Source organism: Pseudomonas lijiangensis (genome assembly GCF_018968705.1).
In the GTDB taxonomy this organism is placed as follows: Bacteria; Pseudomonadota; Gammaproteobacteria; order Pseudomonadales; family Pseudomonadaceae; genus Aquipseudomonas; species Aquipseudomonas lijiangensis.
In genome coordinates, this window is sequence record NZ_CP076668.1 from 2,191,821 (window position 1) to 2,210,013 (window position 18,193).

Annotated in this window: 15 protein-coding genes; 4 read left to right on the forward strand and 11 right to left on the reverse strand. The window is 59.5% G+C overall.

All coding sequences use genetic code 11. The features are described 5' to 3' along the window. Positions 1 to 41: 41 nt before the first annotated feature. From KQP88_RS09605 to KQP88_RS09635, 7 genes are all read right to left on the reverse strand, one after another. The gene (locus KQP88_RS09605) at positions 42 to 1,154 is read right to left on the reverse strand and encodes a M20 family metallopeptidase (RefSeq protein ID WP_260406294.1); all 1,113 of its coding nucleotides are present in this window, start codon (positions 1,152 to 1,154) and stop codon (positions 42 to 44) included. Positions 1,155 to 1,204: 50 nt separating this feature from the next. Then, positions 1,205 to 2,632 carry a M20 family metallopeptidase gene (locus KQP88_RS09610; protein WP_216705499.1) on the reverse strand — a complete coding sequence of 476 codons (1,428 nt, stop codon included), beginning with the start codon at positions 2,630 to 2,632 and terminating at the stop codon, positions 1,205 to 1,207. Continuing rightward, on the reverse strand, positions 2,629 to 3,615 hold the full coding sequence (locus KQP88_RS09615; protein WP_216705500.1) for an ABC transporter ATP-binding protein: 987 nt from the start codon (positions 3,613 to 3,615) through the stop codon (positions 2,629 to 2,631). Before KQP88_RS09615 ends, KQP88_RS09610 begins: the two co-directional genes overlap by 4 nt. Further along, positions 3,612 to 4,613 carry an ABC transporter ATP-binding protein gene (locus tag KQP88_RS09620; protein ID WP_216705501.1) on the reverse strand — a complete coding sequence of 334 codons (1,002 nt, stop codon included), beginning with the start codon at positions 4,611 to 4,613 and terminating at the stop codon, positions 3,612 to 3,614. The genes KQP88_RS09615 and KQP88_RS09620 overlap by 4 nt, the downstream gene beginning before the upstream one ends. A gap of 16 nt (positions 4,614 to 4,629) precedes the next feature. After that, positions 4,630 to 5,538 (reverse strand): ABC transporter permease, encoded by a 909-nt coding sequence (locus tag KQP88_RS09625; RefSeq protein WP_198728646.1) that lies wholly within the window; start codon positions 5,536 to 5,538, stop codon positions 4,630 to 4,632. An 8-nt stretch (positions 5,539 to 5,546) separates the two neighbouring features. Beyond that, complete coding sequence (locus KQP88_RS09630) at positions 5,547 to 6,464, reverse strand: ABC transporter permease (protein WP_025259652.1); 918 nt, start codon at positions 6,462 to 6,464, stop codon at positions 5,547 to 5,549. Between the two features lie 78 nt (positions 6,465 to 6,542). Further along, entirely contained in the window at positions 6,543 to 8,063 is a 1,521-nt protein-coding gene (locus KQP88_RS09635) for an ABC transporter substrate-binding protein (protein WP_216705502.1), read from the reverse strand. Between the two features lie 187 nt (positions 8,064 to 8,250). Here KQP88_RS09635 and KQP88_RS09640 point away from each other — a divergent pair, with 187 nt between their 5' ends. The 4 genes from KQP88_RS09640 to KQP88_RS09655 all read left to right on the forward strand — a co-directional run bounded on the left by KQP88_RS09640 (position 8,251) and on the right by KQP88_RS09655 (position 12,072). Beyond that, positions 8,251 to 9,159, forward strand: coding sequence for a LysR substrate-binding domain-containing protein (locus KQP88_RS09640; protein WP_200993062.1), 909 nt, complete (start codon positions 8,251 to 8,253; stop codon positions 9,157 to 9,159). Positions 9,160 to 9,306: 147 nt separating this feature from the next. Next, positions 9,307 to 10,212, forward strand: coding sequence for a GTP cyclohydrolase FolE2 (gene folE2 / locus KQP88_RS09645; protein ID WP_216705503.1), 906 nt, complete (start codon positions 9,307 to 9,309; stop codon positions 10,210 to 10,212). A gap of 11 nt (positions 10,213 to 10,223) precedes the next feature. Next, positions 10,224 to 10,784, forward strand: a complete 561-nt coding sequence (locus KQP88_RS09650) for a gamma carbonic anhydrase family protein (RefSeq protein WP_025259656.1) — start codon at positions 10,224 to 10,226, stop codon at positions 10,782 to 10,784. Between the two features lie 121 nt (positions 10,785 to 10,905). Further along, the gene (locus tag KQP88_RS09655) at positions 10,906 to 12,072 is read left to right on the forward strand and encodes a DUF1624 domain-containing protein (protein ID WP_216705504.1); all 1,167 of its coding nucleotides are present in this window, start codon (positions 10,906 to 10,908) and stop codon (positions 12,070 to 12,072) included. A gap of 178 nt (positions 12,073 to 12,250) precedes the next feature. On the opposite strand, the gene KQP88_RS09660 is transcribed toward KQP88_RS09655, so the two are convergent. From KQP88_RS09660 to KQP88_RS09675, 4 genes are all read right to left on the reverse strand, one after another. Beyond that, on the reverse strand, positions 12,251 to 12,979 hold the full coding sequence (locus tag KQP88_RS09660) for a DUF4198 domain-containing protein (RefSeq protein ID WP_216705505.1): 729 nt from the start codon (positions 12,977 to 12,979) through the stop codon (positions 12,251 to 12,253). A 22-nt stretch (positions 12,980 to 13,001) separates the two neighbouring features. After that, the gene (locus KQP88_RS09665) at positions 13,002 to 15,125 is read right to left on the reverse strand and encodes a TonB-dependent siderophore receptor (RefSeq protein ID WP_216705506.1); all 2,124 of its coding nucleotides are present in this window, start codon (positions 15,123 to 15,125) and stop codon (positions 13,002 to 13,004) included. A 165-nt stretch (positions 15,126 to 15,290) separates the two neighbouring features. Then, a complete protein-coding gene (gene cuyB, locus KQP88_RS09670) occupies positions 15,291 to 16,787 on the reverse strand; it encodes a cysteate racemase (protein ID WP_216705507.1) in 1,497 nt (498 codons plus the stop codon). Positions 16,788 to 16,797: 10 nt separating this feature from the next. After that, the gene (locus tag KQP88_RS09675) at positions 16,798 to 18,081 is read right to left on the reverse strand and encodes a dicarboxylate/amino acid:cation symporter (RefSeq protein WP_216705508.1); all 1,284 of its coding nucleotides are present in this window, start codon (positions 18,079 to 18,081) and stop codon (positions 16,798 to 16,800) included. Positions 18,082 to 18,193: the final 112 nt, after the last annotated feature.

An 18,193-nucleotide genomic window follows, 5' to 3' on the forward strand; every position in this document is an offset into this window, starting at 1 on the left:
CCCACAGGATTTGTTTTTGCCTTAACTGATCGGTATTACCCTTACCGGTTGAGAGCGGATGACTCATTCAGCGCCAGAATGGTGGCGACCAGTGCCTGGCCCCTTGGAACCAGCGTATCCAGTTCCAGGTATTCGCGGTCGGTATGCACCTTGCCGCCCACCGGGCCCAGGCCGCACAGGGTCGGGATGCCCAGGCTGGCAGTGAACCCTGAGTCGGCGCAGCCGCCGGTGAATTCGCCTTCTACGATGAAGCCCAGTTCAGTCGCCTGTTGCTGATAGAGACGCAGCAGCTCGGCACTGTGTCTGGCTTCCATGGGCAGGAAGGTGGTGGCTTCCAGCAGACGCGCTGACGTGCCGGGCAGTTCCTCTTCGGCGACGATGGCCTCAATGGCCTTGAGAATTTCATCCCACTGCCTGAGTTCCACAAAGCGTACATCGAGCTTTGCCGTGGCAGTGGGGGCGACGGTATTGCTGGAGGTGCCGCCGGACATCAAGCCCACATTGGTGGTGATGCCTGCCGCATAGTCGGTCAAGGCATGCAGTTTGATGATTTTGTGCGCCAGTGCCTCAATGGCGCTGGCACCGTCGGCATGGTTGACGCCCGAATGGGCGGCGCGTCCGCTGACTTCGATGATCAGCGTGGCGCCACCTTTGCGTGCGCTGACCACGTTGCCGCTGGCGCGTCCCGGCTCAGGGTTGAGCACGGCCTGTGCTGCACGGGCATAGCGTTCTATATGAGCACGGGCGCTGCCCGAGCCGATCTCTTCATCGCCGGTATAGAGGATCTGTACCGGAAACGGCAGGGGTGGCAGGCGTTTCAGGGCCTTGAGCGCAAAGCAGTTCAGCACCAGCCCGCCTTTCATGTCTGCAACGCCCGGGCCGTAGGCCAGTTTGTCATCGCGGGAATAGCCGCGAGTGGCGGTGGTGCCTTTGGGGAACACCGTATCGCGATGCCCCAGCAGCAGGACTGGCTTGCCCGGACCACCGGGCAGTTCCGCCAGCAGCACATCGCCAAAGTTTTCGACGGCGATGCGTTCGACAGGGATGCTGTCGGCCTGCAGTTCGGCGGCGAGCAGTTCACCTACCGCATCGACGCCTGCCTTGTCGTAGCTGTTGGAGTCGGTATCCACCAACCGTTGCAGCAGCGACTCCATGGCATCGTATTGCCCGGCCAGCCATTGGCGGGTCTGCTTTTGCAGTTCGTTCACAAAGCGTTCTCCATGGCCTGGTGTTCACGGGTCAGGCGTGCAGCATCATTGCCCAGGTCCCAGAACAGACCGGTCATGATTTGCAGGCTTTCCTTGACCACCGGTGCCAGCAGGTGTTCGTTGGGGGCATGCTGGGAGCACGCCGGGTACGAATGTGGCACCCAGACCGTGGGCAGGCCAAGCACTTCTGCAAAGACGTCATTGGGCAGCGAGCCGCCGAGGTTGGGCAGCAGGGCGGGTTTCTTGCCGGTGGTGGTGATCAGCGAACCCAGCGCCCATTCCACCCACGGGCTGTCAGGCGACAGGCGAGTAGCGTTCATGACGTCGATCCGGCCTTGTTTGACCTCGACATTGCTGAAGCCATGGGCATCCAGGTGAGCACGTACTGCCGGAATGAACGTGGTGTAGTCGCTGTCCACCACAAAGCGCATATGGCAATGGGCAAAGGCCTTGCCGGGGATCGCGTGAACCGGAGCGTCCGGGTTGCCGGTCTTGAACGCCAGAACATCCAGGGTATTCCAGCCGAACACCTTTTCGCTCAGGGTCAGGCCAGGTTCGCCCCAGTGCGGGTCGATATCCGGGTCGCCGGGGCCGCCGCCGACTTCGATGTCGCTCAGTGCTTCGCGTACTTTTTCAGTAATGGCCTTGGGCATGAGGCCTGCCACTTTCACACGGCCTTTTTCATCCACCATGCTGGCGATGGCATTGGCCAGGATGATGCCGGGGTTGGCCAGCAGCCCGCCCCAGTTGCCGGAGTGATGCGCGCCTTCACGCAGGTCCACGTTCAGCTCGAAATTGAAGACGCCCCGTGAGCCGAGAAACAGCGTCGGGCGTGAGGCCGCCAGGCGAGGACCGTCGGACGCAATGAAGATATCGGCCGCCAGCGCTTCGCTGTGCTCTTCGCAAAAGGCGCGCAGGCCGGGGGAGCCGTCTTCTTCGCCCATTTCCAGCAGCAGCTTCACGTTGAATCCCAGCTTGCCGTCGCGAGCCTTGAGGGTCTGCTCCAGTGCGGTCAGGTTGATCAGGTGCTGGCCCTTGTTATCGGCCGTGCCGCGACCGTACCAGCGCTCGCCACGCTCGACGACATTCCAGGGCGACAGGCCTTCGTACCATTGCGCGTCGTAGCCGCGCACGACATCGCCGTGGCCATAGCTGAGCAGGGTTGGCAGTTGCGGGTCTTCGATACGGGTGGCGATCATCAGCGGGCCGCGTTCGGCCACCGGGTTTTCATGGATCTGCACGCTGAAACCCAGGCGCTCCACATGGGGCGTGATGAATTCTTTCAGGTAGCGATACAGCTCCGGCAGGCTGGCGGCTTCCTGGCTTTGGGTCGGGTAGGCAACGCTGCTTTGCAGCAGGGCGAAGAAAGCGCCGTTGTCGAATTGTTCGCAGACGTTTTCGATAGCATTCGAGCGACTACTCATGAGGCAACGAGCTCCAGTTTTTGAGGGGTGTCGCGAAGATGGCAGCGTACGGTTCCGCCCTTGACGGAAGCATTGGCCGGGTAGTGTTGCTTGCAGTTGGCTTCGCAGTTGGGGCAGCGCGGATGAAATGTGCAGCCGGTCGGGGGCGACATCGGGTTGGGAAAGTTGCCGTGCAGGCCCAGATCGGGAATGCCCAGATGCGGGTCTGGGGTCAGCACCGAGTCCAGCAGTGCCTGGGTATAAGGATGCCCCGGCTCTGAAAACAGCGATTCACGGCTGCGTTCTTCGACGATACGGCCCAGATACATCACGGCAACCCGGTCGGCCAGATGTTCGATCACCGCCAGGTTGTGGCTGATCAGCAGGTAAGTGAGGCCGAACTCGTGCTTGAGGTCCTGCAGCAGATTGAGAATCTGTGCCTGCACCGAAACGTCCAGTGCAGAAGTAGGCTCATCACAGATCAGTACATCCGGACGCATGATCAGCGCCCGGGCGATGGCGACACGCTGCCGCTGGCCTCCGGACAACTGACTGGGGTAGCTGTCGATCACGCGCTTTGGCAAGCCGACCACATCCAGCATGTCTTCGGTACGCTTGCGGCGTTCGGCCGTGGTGCCGATGTCATGCACGATCATCGGCAGGGTAACGATTTCGCGCAGGGTCTTGCGTGGGTTCAGGGAGGAGTAGGGGTCCTGGAAGATCGGCTGGATGCGGCGCGCCATTTCCTTGCGGTCGGTGGCGGCCAGGTGTTTGCCGTTGACCAGCACGTCGCCGCTGCTGGGCGGCAGCAGTCCCAAGAGCATTTTTGCCAGCGTGCTCTTGCCACAGCCGGATTCACCCACCAGTCCCAGGGTTTCGCCGCGCATCAGGCGCAGGGACACGCCATCCACGGCTTTCAGGGTGGCGGTCGGTTTGAAGAAGCCGCGATTGATCTTGAATTCCCGACGGATATCACAGAGTTCCAGAGCGATATCTTTTTTCATGACAGTGCTCCTTCCCGGTGGAAGACGGGGTTGGTCCCAGGTGTGGCAAACAGGCAGCGGGCCATGTGCTCGTCGCTCTCCACCGCCGGTACGTGACTGGCGCAGGCTTCAACCGCCTGCGAGCAACGGTTGCGGAACGCGCAGCCCTGTTGTTCGCCCACCAGGCTCGGCACCAGACCGGGAATCGACCCCAGCGGCTGACCCGGTTGTGTGCGTCCCGGAATCGGGATACTGGCCAGCAGGCCGCGGGTATAAGGGTGCTGCGGGTTCTCGAACAACTGCACGGCGGGGGCCGTCTCGACGATTTGCCCGGCGTACATCACGGCCACCCGGTCCGCGATACGTGCAACCAGCCCCAGGTCGTGGGTGATGAAGATCACGGCCATGCCGAATTCTTTCTGGATGTCGCGAATCAGCCGCAGGATCTGCGCCTGAATGGTCACGTCCAGTGCCGTGGTGGGTTCATCGGCGATGATCACATCGGGCTCGCACATCAAGGCCATGGCGATGATGACCCGCTGGCGCAGACCGCCCGACAATTGATGCGGGTACTGGCGCAGGCGTTCGCCCGCATTGCTGATGCCGACTTTTTCCAGCATCTGCGCTGCACGCTGCATGGCGTCCTTGCGTGACACCTTGCGGTGGCGCAGCAGCACTTCGCACAACTGATCGCCAATGCTGTAGGCCGGGTTCAGGGACGTCATGGGTTCCTGAAAGATCATGGCCAGCCGGTTGCCCCGCAGGTCGCACATCTGGCGTTCGCTCTGGGTCAGCATATCGATGCCGTCCAGGCTGAGCTGCGTTGCCGTACGTTTTGCCTTGCGCGGCAGCAGGTCCATGAGCGCCAGGGACGTGAGGGACTTGCCGCATCCCGACTCGCCGACGATGCACAGCATTTCGCCGCGCTCGACATGGAAATCCAGGCCGCGAACGGCATGCAGGGTTTCCTGACCCAAAGGGATATCGACGCGCAGGTTTTCAACATGCAAAAGAGCCATGTCCGGATATCCTCTGTCAGTTGCGCCCATCGGGCAGGATCAAGTCACGCAGGCCGTCACCGACCAGGTTGATACCCAGCACCAGCACCATCAGTGCGACGCCGGGGATGGCAATGACCCATGGGGAAAAGAACATGTAGGGTTTACCTTCGGCGATCATCAGGCCCCAGGACGGAATCGGCGGTTGCACGCCAACGCCCAGGAACGACAGCGCAGATTCCAGAAGGATGGCGTGGGCCATCTCCAGAGTGGCGACCACGATCAGCGCGCCCACCAGGTTCGGCAGGATTTCACTGGCCAGAATGCGGAAGGTCGAGCAGCCCAGAGCCTGGGCCGAGGCGACATATTCGGCGTCGCGAATCTGTTGCACGGCGGCACGTACCACCACGGCAAAACGGTCCCAGAGCAGGCAGCCGAGCAGGATGATCACCACCTTCAGCGAGCCGCCCATCAGCGAGGCCGAGGCCAGGGCGACCATGACCACGGGCATAGCCAGTCGCGTGGTGATCAGGTAGCTGATCACGGCATCGACCTTGCCGCCGAAGTAACCGGCCAGCAGGCCCATGACCGTGCCGATCAGGCCGGAAATCAGCGCTGCCGAGAAGCCGATGAACAGCGAAATCCGCGCCCCATAGAGCAGACGCGAGAGGTAATCGCGGCCCAGCTTGTCGGTGCCCAGAATGTAGTCCCATGAACCATTGGCCATCCATACCGGTGGCTTCATGCGCAGCATGACGTCCTGGGCGTAAGGGTCGTAAGGTGCAAGCCAGGGCGCGAACAGCGCACCGAACAGAATGATTGCCAGCAGCAACATGCCAATCGCAAAGCCGCGATGACGCAGGCTGTTGCGCAGGCTACGCAGGATGCTTTTTGCCGGTGGCTGGTAGTCGTTGATGACCAGAGCGGATGAAGTCGTCGTGCTCATGGGGCCTCCTATTTCACGCGAATGCGCGGATCGAGCAGTGCGTTGAGCACGTCGGCCAGCAGGGTGAGAACGATGTAGATCACGGCAATCAGCAGCACCACGGCCTGAACCACCGGGAAGTCGTCACGGGCGATGGCATCCCAGGCCAGTTGACCGATGCCTTGCAACGAGAACACTGTTTCGATGACCACCGAGCCACCGAGCATGAAGCCGAACTCCACGGCAGCCAGGGCGACCACCGGGATCAGGGCATTGCGCAGCGCATGCTTGAACAGCACGGTGGAAGGCCGCAGCCCTTTGGCGCGGGCCGTGCGGATGTAATCGGAGTTGAGGACATCGAGCATGCCGGCACGGGTCAGGCGCATGATCGCCGGCGTGGCGTAGTAACCCAGGGCAATGGCGGGCATCACGAAGTGCGCCCAGGTGGCATTGCCCGAAACCGGCAGCCATTTCAGCGTGACCGAGAACACCACGATCAGCATCAGGGCAAACCAGAAGCTGGGCATCGCCTGACCGAGAACGGCGATGCTCAAGGCCAGGCGATCGATCCAGGTGTCGCGCTTGACCGCTGCCAGCACGCCCAGGGGAATGGCGATCAACAGGGCGATGCCCAGAGCCATGGCGCCCAGGCCCAATGTGATGGAAAGGCGCGAGGCAATCAGGTTGTAGACCGATTCCTGGAAGAAGAACGAATCACCCAGGTCCAGGCGCAGCAGGTCGCCCAGCCAGTTGAAGTATTGCGTGACCAGCGGCTTGTCGAGGCCGTACTGCACGCGGATCTGCTCGATCTGTTCGCTGGTGGCTTCCGGTCCGCCAATGGCGGTGGCCAGGTCACCGGAAAGGTGCAGGAGAGAGAAACTGATGATCGACACGGTAATCGCCACGCACAGGGCGATACCAAGACGACGCAAAAGGAATCCATACATGGCAAGTGACCTTGTATCCATGGGATGAACGCAAGTGCGGCAGTCGTGCCGCACTCACCGGTTTGCTTCAGGTGGCGCTTACTTCCAGCTCGACAGGACGAAGCGGGGCAGTTCGTCCGGGTACGGCTTGAAGTTCAGGTCCGAGACGTACGCGTAGTTCATCGAGTAGTTGAACAGCGGTGCCCAGTAGGCCTGTTCGCTGATGCGCTGCAAGGCCAGGCGGTAGTTGTCCTTGCGCACCTGTGGGTCCAGTGCGTTGTCTGCGGTTTGCAGCCAGCTCTGGACTTGCGGGTCCTTGATGTTGTCGTCCGGGTTGCCTTTGAACCAGGTACCGGCCGAGGCGGAAGTGTCGAGGATCGAGAACGAGCCCCAGGCCTGGAACGACATCGGCACCTTGCCGCCGCGCTGCTGGTCACGCAGTGCCGCGTATTTCAGGTAGCGAAGCTTGGCGTTGATCCCTACGGCGCGCAGGTTGCCGATAATCGCTTCTACATAGTCACGGTCGCGGTAGGCGAAGATTTCAGTCTCGAAACCATTGGGGTAGCCCGCTTCGGCAAGCAGTGCCTTGGCCTTGGCCGGGTCATAGTTATAGACAGTCGCAGCCGTGGTGTCGCAACCGAACTGGCCAGGGTAGCAGGCCACTTGCAGCGGTTTGCTTTCGCCGCCCACCAGTTGTGAAGCCAGGCCTTCACGGTTGATGGCGTGGTTGATTGCCTGACGCACCTTGAGGTGTTTCATGGGCGAGTCGGCACTGGAGGTGCCACGGGCATCGAGGATCAGAAAGCCGATACGCATGGTCCCGCCGCTGGTCACCACCAGGCTTTGCATGCCCTTGAGGCTTTGCGCCTGATCGGGTGCCACGCGCCAGACCCAGTCAACGCCACCGGTCATCAGCTCGGCAAGGCGTGTTTCGGAGTCGGCAATCACCTTGAACTGGATATGACCGATCTTCGGCTGGCCTTGCGGGCTGCCCTGGAAGTAGTCCGGGTTCTTGTCCATGTTCACGCCGACACCGCTGGAGATGGACGCAACCTTATAAGGACCGGTGCCCACCGGCTTGCGGCTGAATTCAGCCAGGCCGACTTTCTCGAAATAGTTTTTCGGGAACATCGGTACGGCGTTGGACAGGTATTCGAGCGCGGCCGGGAAAGGCTTTTTCAGGTGCAGGCGGACGCTGTAATCCCCCAGCTTTTCTGCGCTCTTGATCCAGTCGACGTTCTGTATGGTGACGACCTTGGAGTCCGGCGACACCACGTAGTTGAGGGTGAACACCACATCGTCGGCCGTGAAGGCATCGCCGTTGTGGAATTTCACGCCCTGGCGCAATTCGAAATCGATGGTGCTGTCGTCGACCTGTTTCCAGCTGGTGGCCAGCATGGGTTCCAGTTGGCCGCTGTCGGGGTTGCGATAGACCAGGTTGTCCCAGATGAGGCGACCGAGGATGACACCCTCGCGCAAGTCGTTGTGATAGGGGCTGATGTTTTCAGGTTCACTGTCGGATGCGTAAACCAGCGTGTCATCGGCTTTGCCTGCGAAGGCGGTAAAGCTGCTGAACAAGCCCAGCAGCGCAATGCTGCGAGCGAAACCCTTGATGCCCATGCCGTCGTCTCCAAAAGGCGAAGTGGTTGTATCAAAGGGCAGTGGATCGCAAATGCGAAAGGAGAAAGGGGTGTAAGCAGGCAATGGTTTTATTAGGCCTCGACATGACTCTAGGCAAAGCGTATCAATGCCACAAGCACAATCTTTCGATACTTGCTTTGCCGAAAAGGCAACGCTGGAGGCGTTCATGCAGCTCTACGGTGTGCAATCCACGGCCTTGCGCTACTTTCTGGAAGTGTCGCGCTGCGGGTCGATCAGTGAGGCCTCATTGCGACTGAATGTCGCGGCATCGGCGGTCAGCCGCCAGATCGCCAAGCTGGAGCGGGATCTGGACGCGGTGCTGTTCGAGCGGCGTGCCCGGGGCATGGTGTTGAGCGAGGCGGGGATACGCCTGGCGGCCTATGCGCGCAAATCCCAGCTCGAAGCCGAGCAGGTCGTACTGGAAATCACCGAGTTGCACGGCTTGCAGCGCGGGCATGTCCGCATCGCCTGTTCCGAAGGTTTCGCCCTGGAATTCCTGCCCAAGGCCATCGCGCTGTTTCGCCGGATCTATCAGGGCATTCATTTTTCCCTGGAAGTCTGCGCACCGGCCCAGGCCACGGAAAAGGTCCGTTCCGGCGATGCCGACCTCGGCCTGACGTTCAGCCTGACCCCGCAAAAGGAAATCAAGGTCGAGTACATCCACACCGGCGCCATCTGCGCGGTGGTGAGCAACACCCATCCTCTGGCTGAACGCCCTGAAGTCTCGTTGGCAGAGCTTCAACCCTATGCCATCGCCCTGACCAATACCGATACGACACTGCGCCAGTTGTTCGATATCTGCTGCGGCGTGCAGGGTCTGCTGTTCGATCCGGTGCTGACCAGCAATTACATCGGCGCGCTGCTGCGCTTTGTCCGGGAGGAGGGCGGCATCAGCCTGTCCAGTGAAATGACGCTGGACAGGCGTCTGCTGGGCAAGGAGCTGTGCTCTCTGCCGATCAGCGACGAAGGCATGAAAGCCCGACGCATCGAGTTGCAGAGCATGGCCGGGCGCAACCTGCCCGCGGCGGTCAGTGCGTTTCGGGATTTCCTGATCGAGGAGCTGGCGAAAACCTGAGGGGCAATACCTGAGCAGGCATGTCTGGTTCTACTTGTTGTTAATGTTATAGTGTATCAATATTGGTTGGCGTAGAACGTTGCCCATATCGCTTACATCATGCTTCGCCCGTGGCGGCGAAGCAGGCCAACGAGATGAACTACAGACATGAATAACCCCCTCCCTGACGTTGCCCTGACGGAAGTTTCCAAAGTCCTGATCCCTCTTGACTGGGTAGGCATGCAAGGTGTCGAAGTCCCGATTCTGCTGGGTGAACCCGGTTTGGCGCATCCGATACATGCCTATGTGGATCTTCAGGTCGATCTGGCCGATCCCGGCGTCAAGGGCATTCATATGTCGCGCCTCTACACCTTGCTCGACAGCTTTGCCGAACATCAGCCATTCACTCCCGGCACCCTGGCGGCGCTGCTTGAAGCCATGGTCACCAGCCATGCCGACTGCCATTCCAGTCGCGCCCGGCTCAAGGTGAATTTCAATCTGTTGTGTCGCCGACCGGCATTGAAAACCCAAGGCCTGAGTGGCTGGAAATCCTACCCGGTGACATTGAATGCGCTCTGGGTCGGAGGGCGGTTGTCTCTGGATGCCTCGGTGGACGTCACTTATTCCTCGACCTGCCCCTGTTCAGCGGCCCTGTCGCGTCAACTGGTGGAGCAGGCGTTCCTGACGCGCTTTGCCGGGCAGGAAACGCTGACGCCCGATCAGGCGGCGGTGTGGCTGCGTGACAACGCTTCCTTCGCGACCCCTCACAGCCAGCGCAGCGTGGCAACGGTTCAGGTACGCATCCCGGAGCAGGCCACCGCTCTTGGCCTGATGGCATTGATCGATGCCACCGAAAGCGCCCTGGGCACTCCGGTGCAGACCGCCGTCAAGCGTGCTGACGAGCAGGCCTTTGCCCGTCTCAATGGCCAGAACCTGATGTACGTCGAAGACGCTGCCCGCAAGATCCAGCAAGCACTGGAAGGGCTGTTCGCCGCCTCCAGTGTCGGCGTGCGTCACCTGGAAAGCCTGCACCCCCACGATGCCGTGGCCTATACCTCCAACTACATGTCCTGAGGACTACCACCGTGATCCGCAAGAACCCTTCCGGCCATCTGCCGGTCATTGCCGAGTCGGCCTATATCGATAAAACCGCGATCATCTGCGGCAAGGTCATCATCAAGGACAACGTCTTTGTCGGCCCCTATGCCGTGATCCGTGCCGACGAGGTCAACGCCAATGGCGACATGGACCCGATCATCATCGGCGCCAATTCCAATATTCAGGATGGTGTGGTGATCCACTCCAAGTCCGGCGCGGCAGTGACCATCGGCGAATACACGTCCATTGCCCACCGCTCCATCGTCCATGGACCCTGCACGGTGGGTGATCGTGTCTTCGTCGGCTTCAACAGCGTGCTGTTCAACTGTCAGGTGGGGAATGGCAGTGTCGTGCGCCATAACTCGGTGGTGGATGGTCGCGATCTGCCGGAAAGCTTCTATGTGCCATCGACCACTCGCATCGGCCCGAACACCGATCTTTCGCAGTTCCCGCCGGTGAGTATCTCGGCTTCGGAGTTTTCCGAGGATGTGGCACACACCAATATCGATCTGGTTCGCGGCTACAAAGCCTTGCAGAACGAGTTCTGAAATATGGCACTGTCACGGGCAAGCCTGACTGCGGCACAATGCGCCCGGCGTTTTGTGTGAGCGAGCTTGCCCGCTGAAGCAATATGCACCTGTTACAGCCCTCAACGGACAACAACCTCCCATGACAACAGCTGTTTCCTCGACTCCTGCGCCGTCCTCACGGTTGCGATCGATCGACGCCCTGCGCGGGCTGATCATCCTTTTCATGTTGCTGGACCATGTGCGGGAAACCTTCTTCCTGCATCGCCAGGTCAGCGATCCCATGGATGTGACTACCACAGCTCCGGAACTGTTCTTCAGCCGCTTGCTGGCCCATGTCTGCGCGCCCTTGTTCGTGCTGCTGACCGGGCTTTCGGCCTATCTGTACGGCGAAAAATACAGTGGCAGGACTGATGTTTCTGCCTTTCTGCTCAAGCGTGGCCTGTTCCTGATTGCCCTGGAGTTCACCCTGGTGAGCTTCGCCTGGACCTTCAAATTCCCGCCCACCATCATTTACCTGCAAGTCATCTGGGCCATCGGCCTGAGCATGGTGGCCTTGTCGGCGATGGTGTTCCTGCCGCGCTGGGCGCTGGTGGTGATCGGGCTGATGATCGTGGCCGGGCACAACCTGCTGGACTCGCTGCATTTCGGTGTCGAGTCGGCCATGCACATTCCATGGGCGATCCTGCATGATCGTGGCTGGATTGAAGTCAGCGATACGCTGCGTCTGCGCACCTCCTATCCGTTGCTGCCCTGGATCGGTGTCATCGCTCTGGGCTATGCCGCAGGCCCCTGGTTTTCCTCGGGCATGGACGCTGTAGCACGTCGCAGCCGTTTGCTGGTCTGGGGACTGGGTGCGCTGATCGGTTTCATGGTCCTGCGCGTGATCAACGGCTATGGCGAAAAGCCCTGGAGCGTTGGTGAAACCGGCGTGCAGACGCTGATGAGCTTTTTCAATATCACCAAATACCCGCCGTCATTGCTGTTCCTCAGCCTGACCCTGGGCATTGGTCTGCTGGTGTTGATCTGGTTCGAGCGTATTCAGGAGAAGGGCTGGCTGAAACCGCTGGTGATCCTGGGCGCGGCACCGATGTTCTTCTACTTGCTGCATCTGTATGTACTGAAGTTCCTGTACCTGATTGCCGTAGCGATCTGGGGCAAGAATCAGGGCGATTACTTCGGCTTCGATGCGATGTGGGGCGTATGGCTGAGTTCAGTGCTGCTGGCGGTGGCGCTGTTCCCGGCAGTGCGCTGGTTTGCCGGGCTCAAGGCACGGCGGCGTGACATTACTTGGTTGAAATACCTGTAGTCACAAATGCCGATCAGTTAAGGCACAAACAAAACTTGTGGGAGGCAGCTTGCTGGCGAAAAAGGCTTGAAACCGGCAGATATTCTGCGTCGTACGCTGAAGTCGCCAGCAAGCTGCCTCCCACAAAGTGATTTTTTGACCTTAACTGACAGGCATTACTCCTACAGATTTTATTGCATCAATCGTGATGCGCTTCACCCACGAAGGTCAGCGAGGTAAACAGGCCTCGCGCTTCGATATCGGCATCGTTCTTGACCGGCAGCGTGACCTCGGCTGCGATCACATTCAATCCCTCGTTACGCACCACCACACTGGCACGTCCCTCGGCATCGGTCTCGGCACTCACCACGTCCGGAGCGCTGCGATAATCCCCGAACAGCTTGATACCCGCCGCAGGCTTGCCATCCACCAGCACGCGAACCGGCAAAGGTTTGCCTGGCCCGACCGTCAGCGGATCGACCTGAGGCACGATCACGAACTTCAGTTTGTCGAACGACGGTAAGCGAGCGCCTTCTTCATAGATCGCCAGGCTGTACTTGAAGGTATGGATCGAATCGGTGCCGCCCGGTACCTTGCTGCGGCCTTCGTTGATCCATTTCTTCTCTCTGTTTTTTGTCCACATGCCGTTGTCCAGCGCGACAGACATCACAGCCACCGGCTTCAAGGGTTGCAGGCGTGCATGGTCGTCCAGACGCTGCACGGTGACCGGAACCATCCGGCCAGCAAGATCATAGGCCCAGGCTCCGCTGACCTTTTGCGCCTTGAAGGCGTTGTCTTCCGCGCCATGGCCGTAGACCACTTCAATATTGCCGCGACGCTGTTCGGTCCACAGGCCATGGGCACTGGCCTGACCCATGAACAGCGTACCCAGCAGGCTCAAGGCCAGAACTGATGGTTTGCAAAACATGATGCATCCTTGTTGTTATCGATCAGAGATTGAGGGTCAGGCTGACAGTGAAGTTACGAGGCTCGCCCGGTGCAACCCAGTAGTTGCTGTAGGAGCGCTCGAAGTATTTCTCGTCAAACAGGTTGTTGAGGTTCAAGCCCACGGTCACGTTCTCGGTGGCCTTGTAGTGAGCCAGCAGGTCCACGGTATGGTAAGCCGGCAGCTCGAAGCTGGTGCCTGCTTCACCGGAGCGATCCCCGACATAAGTGAACGCAGCACCCACATCGGAGCCTCGCAGCGCGCCTTCCTGGAACTCATAGACACCCAACAGGCTGCCGCTGCGCTTGGCCACGCCGAGAATCCGGCTACCGGTCGGAATGGTCCCGCTACCCTTGGTCACTTCGGCATCGATATAGGCAAAGGCACCGATCACGCGAATGGCATCGGTGACCTGACCGGTCAGTTGCAGATCGAGGCCCTGGCTGCGAGCTTCGCCGATGGCGCGATTGACGTTGGTGGACGGGTCCAGGGTCAGAACGTTTTCCTTCTCGATATGGAAGGCGGCGAGGGTGGTGCTCAAGCGGTCGTCGAACAGCTCGCTCTTGATCCCGATCTCGTAACCGACACCTTCTTCCGGATCGAAGGTTTTACCTGACGCGTCCAGCCCGTTATTGGGTTTGAACGAGGTCGAGGCGTTGGCGAACAGCCCCACTTGCGGTGTCAGTTGGTAGATCAGGCCTGCGCGCTGGGTGAACGCATCATGGCGCTGTCTTGAGGTCGGGTTGGTTGCGGTAGGGGTGTAGTCATCGATCTGCTGATCGAAATGCTCGTAGCGGGCACCGATCATGCCGCGCAGCTTGTCGGTGAAGACGATCTGATCCTGCAGGTTCAGGGCGCGGCTTTCTACGTGCTCGAAGAAGTCCGTACCGGTGCGCACACCATTGGGCTTGGCCTGGCCGTAGACCGGGTTGTAGATATCGATGGCATAGTTGCTGCCGCCAATATTGGTCACCCGCTCGTTCTTGCGGTAGTTCTCGTATTCGGTGCCGATCAGCACCTCATGCTCCAGCCCCACGGCGTCGAAACGACCGCGCAGTTCCAACTGGGTGATGCTGTCATGCCAGTTCATGTCGCGTTCGCGATAGCGGCGGTTGACCGTACGTCCGTCGGGATTCAGCGCCCGGGACTCACTGGCGTAGCCCGACAGTTCGCCTTCCTTGTAATGACTGGCCAGACGCAGCGACCAGACATCATTGAGATGATGATCCAGCGCGACCTGAATCATGTTGTTGTCGTTCTCGATATCGCCGTCGCTCGGTTCGCCAAGGAAGGTCGAACGGGACATGCCGCTCCACTTGTTGTTCGGCGCAACGATGCCGCGGTCGAAAGTGGACTTGTGACGCACGAACTCGGTTTCTACCAGCAGGCTGGTATCGGGGTTCAACTGCCAGCTGAAAGAGGGCGCCACAAAGACACGGCTGCTCTCGACATAATCGCGAAAACTGTTGTTGTCCTCGACCGCCAGATTGACCCGCGACAGGACATTGCCTTCTTCATCCAGGGGCGTGTTGACGTCCAGCGCCGTGCGATAACGGTCCCAACTGCCGGCACTGGTTTGCAGCGTGGTGAACGCCTCGCGTTGCGGCTTCTTGGTCACGATATTGACCGTACCGCCCGGATCGCCACGGCCATACAGACTGGCTGCCGGGCCTTTCAAGACTTCGATACGCTCGATATTGGCAGTGTCCGGCGTCGCCGGGTAGCCACGGTTGGCGCTGAAGCCATCCTTGTAGAACTCGGAAGTGGTAAAGCCGCGAATGCTGTACTCGTAAAGCGTCAGGCCGCCGAAGTTATTCTGCTTCGACACACCACCGGCATAGTCCAGGGCGCGTTCGACATTATTGCTGCCCAGGTCCTTGAGCACCGAGGCCGGAACCACGCTGATGGATTGCGGAATGTCCTTGATGGCCGTATCGGTCTTGGTCGCCGTCGCCGAGCGGGTGGCTCGATAACCCTGAACCGGGCTGGTGGCCGTCTCGTAGTGGTAATCGGAGGAAATGTTGACGCTATCGAGTTCAAGTGTTTGCGGCAGTTCTTCGGCGAAGCTGACATTGCCCAGCACCCCGATTGCCAGGCTGGTCAGGGACGCGATTTTACGAGACGACATGGAGGACTTCCTGATAGTTATGGATACAATATAACATCTCCGATGAGAATTATTACCGAATGTGGATGTAACTGGATGTAAAAGTTTGATTTGATGGCGCGTAGAGAAACTGATCGCCAGGAGGGAGGTCCTGATCGGCGTTGCAGATCAGCATTCATCGTTCATTCAAGCCGCATCAATCTTTATCCCCGCCAACTCTCCTCCCGCCAACTCAACGCATTTGCGCGCCAGAATCGTGGTCGGATCGACCAGCGCGACACTGTGCTCCTTTATCTGAAACGCTTCGCTGTGGGCGAGCACCAGTGGCAATTCCGTGCAGCCGAGAATTAGCACGTCAGCGCCCAGTTCGCACAGGTGTTCCGCCGCCAGCAGCAGTTGCTCCTTGCAGAGCCCTTCGGTGAACCCGGCCTTGATGCCGAGCTCGCTGTAGATGGCGTCCATGACCATATGCTGGTAATCGAGCCCCGGCGTGATGATCTGTAGCCCGGCTTGCCTGGCGGCTTCATGGTAGACCTGGCTCTGCACCGTTCCCGATGTCGCCAGAAGTCCGATGGTCTTGCCCGAGCCGTATTTCTGCACGATCCACTCCACTGTCTCGGTCAGCATGTTGACGATGGGGACCTGCAAATGGGGCTGGATGCGTTCGACAAATGCGTGTGCGGTGTTGCAGGGGATCGCGATTGCCTTTGCCCCAGCGTTTTCCAGGCGTTTGCAGGTTGCGTACATTGCCATGGTCGGGTCGGTTTTGTCGTGCAACAGACTGGCAGTGCGATCGGGAATCTGTGGATTCTGCTCGACCACCATCTTGATGTGTTCCTGATCCTTTCCCGCGGGTGTGTTGGCAACCACTTTGCCCATGAAGTCCACGGTGGCTGCAGGTCCTATACCGCCCACAATGCCAAGCTTGAAAGCCGGGCGTGCAGGCTGACTTTTCTCCAGGGTCGCAAAGCTTGCGTAGATTTCGTTGATATCCAGCACCGGCATCCCGCGCCCTTGAAGACCAGGGCAGACCAGAGAAAGCTCCGTCATGCCCGGAACCAACACCGAAGCGCCTTGTGCCTGCAGGGAAAGACACGCCTGATAAACAGTTTCCAGAGGGGCACCTTCAAGATAGCCGTCCTTGATGCCGTTGACGCCGTACATCGCTTCCATCAGTGCCGACTGTGCCTCGGGGTCGGGATAGACGATGCTGAAATCCTTGCCCAGATATCGCTCGAACAATCCCGAATGGGCGACGAAGTCCGAAGCGATCACACCCAGCGTCGCGCCGGGTGGGGTCGTGAGGCGAATGTGCCGGGCCAGCGCCTGCATCATGTCCAGTACCGCAATGCCCAGTTCTTCCTGGATTTCTGCGCGAAACGTATGGCTGGCGAAGCAGGGGAGCATTACCGCGTCGACACCGCTTTCCTCGAACGACTTGCACACCTGGAACACATAGAACTTGCGCGATGTCATGCTGGCTTCCTTGTCCAGAGGCAGCAACACATCCTTGAACGGGTGCTGCTCCAGCAGGAAGTGGTAGTGACCCTGATCTTCAAGCACTGCCCTGGATTTCACCAGTTTGTAGAAGAGATCGCCCCCGGCCAGCGAGCCCAGCCCTGCGACAATACCCAGCTTGCGGACAAGGGCTCCCTTGTTGGCCGATTTCGATTTTCTCTTCATGATCTGCTCCTCAGGCAACCGGGACCGGCTGTCCGGATCGGGTACTCACTTCTTCGTTATCCGGTTCTTCGTGGGGCTCCGATTTTGCAACCACGGCAGTGGCGATGCTGTTGCCCACGACGTTGGTGGCAGTGCGCGCCATGTCCAGGAACTGATCGATACCGATGATCAGTAGCAATCCGGCTTCCGGAAGGTTGAACATCGGCAGGGTTGCGGCGACCACGACCACCGAGGCTCGTGCCACGCCTGCCATGCCTTTGCTGGTGATCATCAACGTCAGCAGAATCAACAGTTGCTGAGTGAAACTCAGGTCGATGTTGTAAGCCTGGGCGATGAACATGATGGCGAAGGCCTGGTACATCATCGAACCATCGAGGTTGAACGAATAACCCAGCGGCAACACGAAGCTGGAAACCCGTTTGGGCGCACCGAACTTTTCCAGGGCTTCCATGGTTTTCGGATAGGCGGATTCGCTACTGGCTGTCGAAAACGCCAGCAGAACGGGTTCGCGGATCAGCTTGCCCAGGGTGAAAACGGAATGCCCGAGGAACAGGTAGCCGGCACCAAAGAGCACGGCCCAGAGGATGACAATTCCCAGATAGAACTCGGCGATCAGCTTGCCGTAGTCGACCAGCAGACCAAGCCCCTGAGTGGTGATCGCCGAGGCGATGGCGGCAAACACACCAATGGGTGCCAGGGCCATGACGTAGTCGGTGATCTTGAACATCACTTTGGCCAGTTCATCGATGGTGTCGGTGATTCGCGTGTAACCGGCGCGCTTGACGCCTGCCAGCGCAAAGCCGAAGAACAGCGAGAACACCACGATCTGCAGAATTTCGTTATTGGCCATGGCTTCGGCAATGCTGCGGGGGAACACATGACTGATAAACACCTTCAGGCTGAAGTCGCCGGTATTGACCGGGACGGCAGCCGATGCATGTTGGGCAACTTCCATGTTGAGCCCGGCTCCCGGCTGGAACAGGTTGACCAGGCCCATGCCGATGGCCAGTGAAATCACCGAGGCGGTCACGAACCAGATCATGGCCCGCATACCGATTCGCCCGACGGACTTTGAACTCCCCATGCTGGCAATGCCGCCGACCAGCGTCGCAAAAACCAGCGGAGCGATGATCATCTTGATCATGCGCAGGAAAATATCGGTGGCCATCGAAAAGTACGAAGCGATCTGCCTGGCGTTCTGCTCGTTTCCAGCAAAATGGTGACACGCCCAACCCACCAGCACGCCCAATGCAATGCCCATCGCGATTTGACGTGGAAGTCTGTTTTTCTTCACGAAGCTGTCCTCAAGTGGTTTTTGATTTTTTTATCCGGCAGGAGACAAATCAGATTCGCCCAATGGCTCTTGTGGCCCTGGTGCGAGGACGATTCTAGGCAAGCGTCCGGCG

What these genes read in the sequence shown, in the direction of transcription:
- KQP88_RS09655 (WP_216705504.1), top strand. Translation starts at nt 10,906, where the DNA reads ATGACAACAGCTGTTTCCTCGACTCCTGCGCCGTCCTCACGGTTGCGA.
- KQP88_RS09635 (WP_216705502.1), bottom strand. Translation starts at nt 8,063, where the DNA reads ATGGGCATCAAGGGTTTCGCTCGCAGCATTGCGCTGCTGGGCTTGTTC.
- KQP88_RS09625 (WP_198728646.1), bottom strand. Translation starts at nt 5,538, where the DNA reads ATGAGCACGACGACTTCATCCGCTCTGGTCATCAACGACTACCAGCCA.
- KQP88_RS09665 (WP_216705506.1), bottom strand. Translation starts at nt 15,125, where the DNA reads ATGTCGTCTCGTAAAATCGCGTCCCTGACCAGCCTGGCAATCGGGGTG.
- KQP88_RS09605 (WP_260406294.1), bottom strand. Translation starts at nt 1,154, where the DNA reads ATGGAGTCGCTGCTGCAACGGTTGGTGGATACCGACTCCAACAGCTAC.
- KQP88_RS09660 (WP_216705505.1), bottom strand. Translation starts at nt 12,979, where the DNA reads ATGTTTTGCAAACCATCAGTTCTGGCCTTGAGCCTGCTGGGTACGCTG.
- KQP88_RS09630 (WP_025259652.1), bottom strand. Translation starts at nt 6,464, where the DNA reads ATGTATGGATTCCTTTTGCGTCGTCTTGGTATCGCCCTGTGCGTGGCG.
- cuyB (WP_216705507.1), bottom strand. Translation starts at nt 16,787, where the DNA reads ATGAAGAGAAAATCGAAATCGGCCAACAAGGGAGCCCTTGTCCGCAAG.
- KQP88_RS09640 (WP_200993062.1), top strand. Translation starts at nt 8,251, where the DNA reads ATGCAGCTCTACGGTGTGCAATCCACGGCCTTGCGCTACTTTCTGGAA.
- KQP88_RS09610 (WP_216705499.1), bottom strand. Translation starts at nt 2,632, where the DNA reads ATGAGTAGTCGCTCGAATGCTATCGAAAACGTCTGCGAACAATTCGAC.
- KQP88_RS09620 (WP_216705501.1), bottom strand. Translation starts at nt 4,613, where the DNA reads ATGGCTCTTTTGCATGTTGAAAACCTGCGCGTCGATATCCCTTTGGGT.
- KQP88_RS09615 (WP_216705500.1), bottom strand. Translation starts at nt 3,615, where the DNA reads ATGAAAAAAGATATCGCTCTGGAACTCTGTGATATCCGTCGGGAATTC.
- folE2 (WP_216705503.1), top strand. Translation starts at nt 9,307, where the DNA reads ATGAATAACCCCCTCCCTGACGTTGCCCTGACGGAAGTTTCCAAAGTC.